This is a genomic window from Desulfobacteraceae bacterium, from assembly GCA_022340425.1.
In the GTDB taxonomy this organism is placed as follows: Bacteria; Desulfobacterota; Desulfobacteria; order Desulfobacterales; family JAABRJ01; genus JAABRJ01.
Genome location: JAJDNY010000045.1, coordinates 1 through 7856, shown reverse-complemented (window position 1 = coordinate 7856; position 7856 = coordinate 1). Strand labels below are relative to the sequence as shown.

The following is a 7856-nucleotide window of genomic DNA, read 5'->3' as shown; positions in this document are numbered from 1 at the left end:
CAATTTTTTGCTGATATTTCTTTTCACTCGAAATGCTCCTTTCTATTCAGTGGTTATTGTTCAGACAAACACATAATACACTGAATTTAAGGACATTTCGAGTTTTTTTTCGAGCGGGATGATTATTTCACGCTTGTTTTGAATTTAGATAACTGCGTTGCTCAAAGTGATCCTGCCGATGAGGCGGCTTACCATTCAACCTGGCAAGGGGCGTGCTTCCATGGTATATAAAAAATAAAAAAGTTTGTTGCCAACGTGCCGTGGCGGCACGAAAATCACTACCAGGGGGACGAAATGACTGATCGCACCATGAAAGCCGTTCTCACAACCGGCAACGGCGGCTTCGAGAAACTGGTCTACACGGATGTCCCGATGCCGAAACCCAAACCGGGAGAAATACTCATCAAAGTCCTAGCGGCGGGCATGAACAACACGGAAATCAATACCCGATTGGGGTGGTACTCATCGAGCGTGACCAAATCCACCAACGAAACCTCAAGCTCCAGCGACAGTAGCCATCACGAGCAGGCGGACGGCGGCTGGGACAAAGCGACGCCTTTCCCCTTCATTCAAGGCACTGATTGCTGCGGTATCGTCATCAAGGCAGATGCTGACGCCCAACGGCTCCTCGGCAGGCGGGTACTGGTTCGCCCCTGCATCCGCAAGTTCGACTTTCAATCTCTGGAAAACATCTGGATGGGATCGGATTTCGACGGTGCTTTTGCTCAATACGTGAAAGTCTGGGGCAGCGAGGTGTTTCCGGTTGACTGCGGCTGGTCCGATGCCGAACTCGGTTCGATCCCTTGCGCTTACGGCACTGCGGAAAACATGCTCCACAGAACCGGTGTGAGATCAGGGGACATCGTTTTCGTCACCGGGGCTTCAGGAGGCGTCGGCTCCGCCGCGGTGCAGCTGGCGAAGAGGCGCGGCGCTAAAGTGGTGGGCACTGCCCACCGTGAAAAGCACGCCCGAATGGATGACCTTGGGATCGACACTCTTTTCGACCGGAGTACCGACCTCATCGCCGAACTCGGTGAACAGAGCGTCGACGTCGTCGTCGACAATGTCGCCGGGGGAAACTTCGGAACGATGATAAAACTGCTCAAACGGGGCGGCCGGCTGACCTCCTCGGGGGCGATTGCCGGCCCTATCGTGAGTTTCGATATGCGCGATATGTACCTCAAGGACATCACGTTCGTTGGCACAACCGCCTGGGATGAACCGGTATTTCCCAACCTGGTCCGCTACATCGAAAATGGTGAGATCCGCCCGATCGTTGCCGCGACCTATCCGCTCACCGATATCGTTGCAGCGCAAAAGCAGTTTCTAAAAAAAGAACACGTGGGAAAATTCGTCTTGATTCCAGAACATTAAAACCCTTTGAGGCGACGAACACCAAATGCCGAAAGGAATTTTAAAACGATGCCGCCACGGGGTAGAAGGGGGCGACAATGGCATCGTCTAAGGTCGGCGGATAGCCCTCCTAAACGCCATTTTCACACCACTGCCAAAACAGATGAACCAGTAAAAAGTCAAAATCCAGACAGTTTCGTAGAAATGTCAAATTCAAGGCGCGCAAATCTCGTGGAGTGAGGGGTACTTATGTACGCCGCAGCGACTTTGAGATGCAGCGCAACGCAGAAATTGGCCTTTTTGCGGAACTTTCAAAACAGTCAGCACGATTCAATAGTTAGGGCGCCCCGAGAGGCGCCCTAACTATTTGTTTTTTTGTGGTCGGGACGACTAAATTTGAACGAGCGGCCCCCAGCGTCCCGAACGGTTGGGTTTATTCCAATTAATTGAATTTATAATTTATTTTAATGTCTTAGTATGGCTTAGCGGGCGGTTTAGGCATGGGCCGTGCCATGGCCATTTTACAAAAAAATACGTTTTTTTTAAAATTGGAGTTTCATAGAAAAGCATCACGCCACCAGGTGCAGCAGTACGGCCATGAGTGAATTTACGGCGGATTTTTGGGGTACCGGGAAAAGTACGCCAAAATTGATGGGCCCGTAAAAAATCAGGCGGCCAATTTGAAGTCAGCCGAGGTCGCCGGCGGTTGGTCGGGGTAAATCAAGCCAAAATTTGCCACGCCAGCTTGGACGCGCTCTTTGAAAACCCGGCGCGCGCTTAAAATGACCCCAAAACAGCCGTTTAGGGCGGCCAAGGCCTTTGCCCTGGCCCGCCGGACCCTGGCTGCCCGCAATAGATTCAACCCGGCGGCCTTCATGATGGCGCAGAAGCGCACAGCTCCAAATCCCCGGACCCTGAGCCTCTTGATTCCGGTCAGCCGGTCAAGCTCACTCATGGTGGCCTCCACCCCGGCGCGCCAGCGGTAGTTATCCAAGAACGTCTCGGTTTGCTCCCAGGCCCTGAGTTGCGCCAGGCGGGCCTGCTTTGCGCTGTAGTTTACGTAAGCGCCGTTTCGGCCCAGTTTCACCGGGCATTCCGAGAGCCGCGGACAGGCTTTACAGCGCTCCAGTTCAAAAACAGCGCAGTGTTTCGCGTTCTTTTTGGGCTTGCAGCAGGTGGGGGCATGCCCCGCAGGGCAGGTCGTGACGTTGCCGGCCGCATCGAATTGAAATTCGCTCAGGGGCTTTTTCTCACCGCCCTTGCTGGTGGGGGCGACCAACTCGACCTCCGCCACCGCCGCGACCCGGTGGTTTTCATCGCTGCCGTAGGGGGTGTCGGCCAGCAGCTCTTCGGGGCCCAGGCCACGGACCTGGGTATCGGCAATAGCAGGGACCAGCGGATGGGCGTCACTTTCACAGGCGGGCTCAACCGCCACATGGGTGATCAGATTCAGCGTTTGCTCCCTTTCAGCCGTATCCTCACTGCAGCTGAAGGTTTCCATGATCTGCACCTGGTAACCCTGGCCTTTGTGGCCGCTGTAGGTGGCATCCGGGTCCGAGGGGTTTTGCAAGGAATCCGACGGGATCTCGGCCGGCTTTTTGACCTCAACCTTCGGGCCGCCGGTATCATCGGTTTTGATCTTGCACTGATCGGAGAGCACCCGCTGCATCAGCTTGAAGCTGTGCATGGCGCAAACAGCCGGCTGGTCCTTGAACTGCTCGATCAGATCAAATAAATCGGTGCTGACGGTTTTAAGCGTTTTCCCCGATTCCGAGGGTTTGACCAGGGAAAAGGCGGACTGGGCTTTCTTGCCCCAGTAGCGCGCCGTCACCTCCGGGTTAATGCCGTCAAACAGGTCGCGGTGGTGCCGTTTTAGGTTTACCAGAAACTTTAAGATCGTCTGGCTGAAGATCCTGATGCGCCCCAGTTTGCGCATATTTGAGCGGATGTGCACCGAGTCGAGGCGCTGTTTTTCAGGATCAACTCCAAACACCGCGGCCAGCTTTTGGCCTGTTTGCTCGAAGATGATCTGGTCCAGGCCTTTTTCGATGAGTCTCTGGCGGCTGGAATAGAGGGTCTTTTCGCTGATGTATTTGGCCTCATCGCTTTCCTCGGGGATGTTGAGCGCAAAGTGCCACTGGATTTTGAAGCAGAGCTGATCGATGGCGGGCTTGTCGCTGAGGTCCAGCGCCTGCTGCAGCAACAGCACCCCCAGCACGGTGTGCAGTTCTTTGGTCGGCCTGCCGGAGTCGCTGGAAAAAAAGGAAGCCAATTGCTCAACGGGCAACTCCTCCAAAAGATGCTCCCGGAAAAGCCCCGGCCACCCCTCTTCCAGTATCTGCCGCCGTTTGGAGCTCAGAAAGCTCCATGGGTCGAAGAGATGTTGCTGTTTGTGGTCTTTGATGCGAATCATGCCTTCCCCCGATTAAGCTGCCGTAATCATATGGGTTTTCATACCATAGAGGGCCGCGGAAGGCAAGAGGAAATTAGCGGGTTTTTCAATTTTTTCAGCAAGGTAGAATGAGATGACTTTTTACCGGTCCATCAAGGATTAGCCAGAAGCCCAAAAGAGAGGGCGCCCCGAAAGGCGCCCTAACTAAATGTTTTTATTGTGGTCGGGACGACTGGATTTGAACCAGCGACCCCAGCGTCCCGAACGCTGTGCTCTACCAGACTGAGCCACGTCCCGACAACATGTGGAAGTTTTTTAAGCCACAAGCCGGCGCTTGTCAATCAAAAGTTGAGAAGGCTGCAAAAAGCCCGGACGCTTCCCCACTTGCATCCCATGGGCTTTCCGGGGCCCTGATGTTCGGGCAGCCCGGGCGGGGGTTTTTCAAAAGCTGTCGGGTTGGGCGCGGTTCGATAGATCGTCAGCGGGCGAACTGGTTTTTAAGAATAACGGTTTCGTCGCGTCCGGGCCCGACGGACACGATCTCAATCGAAACGCCCGTCAGCGCTTCGATGCACTTGAGATAATCGCGGGCGTTTGGCGGCAGGTCGTCGAAGCGGCGGATGGCGCGGATGTCTTCGGACCAACCGGGCAGGGTCTCATAAACAGGCTCGCATTCCGCCAGAATTGTGAGGCTGGTGGGAAATTCCTTCAACACCTGGCCGTTGTGGCTGTATGCGTTGCAGATCTTGATCTGCTCCTGGCCGCCGAGAACGTCAAGCTTGGTGATCGCCAGGCCGCTTAAGCTGTTTAAGCGGGCGGCGTTGCGCACGATGACCGTATCCAGCCAGCCGCAGCGGCGCTTGCGGCCGGTGGTGGCGCCGAATTCCGCCCCGCGCTGCTGGATCTGATCGCCGGTCTCGTCGAAGAGTTCGGTGGGGAAGGGGCCTTCGCCGACCCGGGTGGTGTAGGCCTTGGCGATCCCCAACACGCCGGTGATCACCCGCGGCCCGACACCGGAGCCGCTGCAAGCGTTGCCGGCGACGGTGTTGGAGGAGGTCACAAACGGGTAGGTGCCGTGGTCGATATCGAGATGGGTGCCTTGGGCACCTTCAAAAAGCACCTGGGCGCCGTCGGCGATTGAACGCGACAGTTCCACCGATATGTTGGTGACAAAGGGCGCCAGTTTGCGGGCAAATCCCTCGTAAGACGCGATGATCGCCTCAAAGGACAGGGGCTCGTCCTTCAGGTAGTGTTCCAGGTAGAAATTCTTCTCATCCAGAATGGGGATCAGCCGCTCCCTGAAAATGCCGGCGCTTATCAATTCCGCGAAGCGAATCCCCCGGCGGGTGGCCTTGTCTTCGTAGCAGGGGCCGATGCCACGGCCGGTGGTGCCGATTTTCTTGTCGCCCTTGAGGCGCTCGCGGGCATTGTCGACCTGTTTGTGGTAGGGCATGATGACGTGGGCTCGCTCGCTGATCCGCAGATTTTCAGGGGTGACGGCTACACCGCAGGCGTTCAGGTACTCGATCTCCTCGATCAGAACCTCGGGATCGACCACCATGCCGTTTCCGATAAAGCAGGTCTTGTTCTGCAAAATTCCCGAGGGCACGAGGTGACTGATGAACTGCTGACCCTTGACCACCATGGTGTGCCCGGCGTTGTTGCCGCCCTGGAAGCGTACCACGCTGTCGGCGTACTCCGCCAAGAGATCGACGATTTTGCCCTTGCCCTCATCCCCCCACTGGGTGCCCACAACCACAATGTTTGCCACCGGCTTCTCCTTCTCGCGATCGTATTGAAGTTTTGCCCGCCAATTTTGCAAAACCTTGACTTTCTAAGGCATGGCTGGGGCGTTTGCAACAGATTTCCGACGCGCCCGGAAAAAATCCTGGAGGATCCTCCGGCATTCCGCCAAGCGAACACCGCTCACGGTCTCGATCCGGTGATTCAGGCGCGCGTCCGCCGCTATTCGGTAGAGGCTCTCCGCCGCTCCCCCCTTGGGATCCGGCGCCCCGTACACCAGCCGCGCCACCCGGGCATGCAGCAGCGCGCCCATGCACATGATGCAAGGTTCCAGGGTCACATACAGGGTGGTGCCGGGCAGACGGTAATTACCCACTTTTTCGGCCGCCTGGCGCAGAGCCAGGATTTCGGCGTGCGCCGTGGGGTCGTTTCGGGTCACTGGCTGGTTGTGCCCCCTGGCAAGAATTTCACCTGTTGCCGAAACCAGCACCGCCCCCACCGGCACTTCCCCCACGGCCGCGGCCTTGAAGGCCTCAGCCAGCGCAAGCCGCATCATTTCAAGAGGATCGTTTAACATAAAGGGCTTTGCTGGGGCACCTCGGCCGGCTCGCCGGGGCCGGCCGGAATCTGCCCGTGCGTTGGGAGAATTCCGAACTAATCGTTGACAAGAACGCCACTTTAGCTTATTAGGCTTTCGAATTTCAACTGGAATTCATTTGCGCCCGTAGCTCAGCTGGATAGAGTGCCGGACTACGAATCCGTAGGTCGCAGGTTCGAATCCTGCCGGGCGCACCAATTAAATCAAGGGGTTACAGTGATCGGGCTGTGGCCCCTTTTTCTTTTATCGAAATTAGCCCCACTTTAGCCCCACCAAATTTTCGGGCCTGGATTCCCACCAGGGTTGGCGACCACTGATTTTTTGATCGCCCACCCCGGAGCTTCGCCTTCAAAACAAAACCCAGAATCTCCTTTCCCCGGACCACCCCGGGGGGGATACCCCCCCGTACCCCCCTCCCAAACCAGACGACCTGGCCCACCACTATCTCTTTCGCGCACGCAATTTTTCACGAAATTCCCGGGTGCGTGTGCGACCGGCGCTCGATCGGAGGCTGGTTACCCAATGAACCGCCGGTTCATCGAGCAGAGCGAAGTGATCCGCAAGATCCTCGAGCACCCGGGGCTGTGGGGCGCACGGCGAAAGCCGGCACCGAGGGCCAACGTGCCGCCGGTGCACTACGTCGCCGAAGACGTTGAGGGCTATCTTCCCACCGCGGACAACCAGATGATCGATCCTATCTACCCCGTGGACGCATATTTTTAAAGGCCGCTGTCCGGGTTTCTGGAGAGGCTCGGCCGAAAATCACCAACTCCCGCCCGATGCTCCGGAATTTCGGCTTGACACCGCTCAAGGCCGATGGGTAGAGTATTGTTGTATACACAGCCGATTCCGGCCGGCACTACATGTTGGGCTTACAAGCCGGCAGGACACAATTCGGGAAGTGGCGATGTGGACGGGCTCCCAAAGCAAGTTCTTATCACCTCACCTCACCTCACCATCACCATCACCCGCCTGACTAAAACCGAGGAGGGCATCATGCTGAATCACATTGTTTCTGCCATGTTTAACGCCTACACTCAGGTTGTTGTTCTATTCTTGCTTCTCGCGTATTTTTTTGCCCGCCGTCACGACCCTCACATGATAACATCCAAACTTACGCTACTACGCACAGTTATCATGATCTTGCTCTTTATCTACTTTCTCTGGAATTGGTCGAGCGAGATTCCTCCTTCTCTGCGTAATACCAGTGTCTTGGGGATGCTTATCATTAACCTGTTCTTCATCAAGAATCTGGTGCTCGCCAGATGGGAGAAGCCGTATCGGGATGCCCTGGAAGCTTATGCCAGAGAACCTGAAAACGAAGAACAGCTCGATCGAATCTGGCGGGCAGGCAGGCGTCTTTATTATTTGCGCTACTTGATTTCATCCTTATTCAGCGGCGGATCTCCAAAGCATTTTCTGCACGGTATCACCACTGAACGGATATGCAATGATCTTGAAGAAATTATCATCCGAGAGGGAAAAATCGAACACTTGATTTCCTATAAAAAGCTCGTTGCCTTCCTGGAAGAGCGCCTGGCTGACGATGAGTTGACACCGCCGGAAGACAAGAATTCAATCGAACAGTCAATCAAGCAGTTTGCCGGTAACGAATGGATTGAGGAAGGGGTCGATGAGTTTCTCAACAAGTTGATTGAGTCTCCCGTGGATTTCCCTCATCACAAACGGCATATATGGTCGAGGATATTTAGAAGCAAGGCAAAGAAATCATAGGCAATGCTGACCACCCTCTCATTAAAGCCACTCGGA

At 55.6% G+C, this 7856-nt stretch carries 6 protein-coding genes and 2 tRNA genes; 4 read left to right on the top strand and 4 right to left on the bottom strand.

Annotation, left to right across the window (positions count from 1 at the left end):
- The first annotated feature begins 294 nt into the window (after nucleotides 1-294).
- A complete protein-coding gene (locus tag LJE63_03980) occupies nucleotides 295-1374 on the top strand; it encodes an alcohol dehydrogenase family protein (protein ID MCG6905761.1) in 1080 nt (359 codons plus the stop codon).
- 646 nt (nucleotides 1375-2020) lie between these two features.
- On the opposite strand, the gene LJE63_03975 is transcribed toward LJE63_03980, so the two are convergent.
- The 4 genes from LJE63_03975 to tadA form a co-directional block, all read right to left on the bottom strand.
- Entirely contained in the window at nucleotides 2021-3766 is a 1746-nt protein-coding gene (locus tag LJE63_03975) for a transposase (protein MCG6905760.1), read from the bottom strand.
- Nucleotides 3767-3965: 199 nt separating this feature from the next.
- Nucleotides 3966-4042, bottom strand: a tRNA-Pro gene (locus tag LJE63_03970).
- Nucleotides 4043-4223: 181 nt separating this feature from the next.
- Nucleotides 4224-5516 carry an adenylosuccinate synthase gene (locus tag LJE63_03965; protein MCG6905759.1) on the bottom strand — a complete coding sequence of 431 codons (1293 nt, stop codon included), beginning with the start codon at nucleotides 5514-5516 and terminating at the stop codon, nucleotides 4224-4226.
- A gap of 63 nt (nucleotides 5517-5579) precedes the next feature.
- Entirely contained in the window at nucleotides 5580-6065 is a 486-nt protein-coding gene (gene tadA / locus LJE63_03960; GenBank protein MCG6905758.1) for a tRNA adenosine(34) deaminase TadA, read from the bottom strand.
- Nucleotides 6066-6206: 141 nt separating this feature from the next.
- Here tadA and LJE63_03955 point away from each other — a divergent pair.
- The 3 genes from LJE63_03955 to LJE63_03945 all read left to right on the top strand — a co-directional run bounded on the left by LJE63_03955 (nucleotide 6207) and on the right by LJE63_03945 (nucleotide 7820).
- Nucleotides 6207-6283 (top strand) — tRNA-Arg (locus tag LJE63_03955).
- A gap of 325 nt (nucleotides 6284-6608) precedes the next feature.
- Nucleotides 6609-6809: a hypothetical protein gene (locus LJE63_03950; protein ID MCG6905757.1), complete on the top strand. Its 201-nt coding sequence runs from the start codon at nucleotides 6609-6611 to the stop codon at nucleotides 6807-6809.
- A gap of 273 nt (nucleotides 6810-7082) precedes the next feature.
- Nucleotides 7083-7820, top strand: coding sequence for a hypothetical protein (locus tag LJE63_03945; GenBank protein MCG6905756.1), 738 nt, complete (start codon nucleotides 7083-7085; stop codon nucleotides 7818-7820).
- Nucleotides 7821-7856 lie beyond the last annotated feature (36 nt).

What these genes read in the sequence shown, in the direction of transcription:
- LJE63_03980 (MCG6905761.1), top strand. Translation starts at nt 295, where the DNA reads ATGACTGATCGCACCATGAAAGCCGTTCTCACAACCGGCAACGGCGGC.
- LJE63_03945 (MCG6905756.1), top strand. Translation starts at nt 7,083, where the DNA reads ATGCTGAATCACATTGTTTCTGCCATGTTTAACGCCTACACTCAGGTT.
- LJE63_03975 (MCG6905760.1), bottom strand. Translation starts at nt 3,766, where the DNA reads ATGATTCGCATCAAAGACCACAAACAGCAACATCTCTTCGACCCATGG.
- LJE63_03950 (MCG6905757.1), top strand. Translation starts at nt 6,609, where the DNA reads ATGAACCGCCGGTTCATCGAGCAGAGCGAAGTGATCCGCAAGATCCTC.
- tadA (MCG6905758.1), bottom strand. Translation starts at nt 6,065, where the DNA reads ATGTTAAACGATCCTCTTGAAATGATGCGGCTTGCGCTGGCTGAGGCC.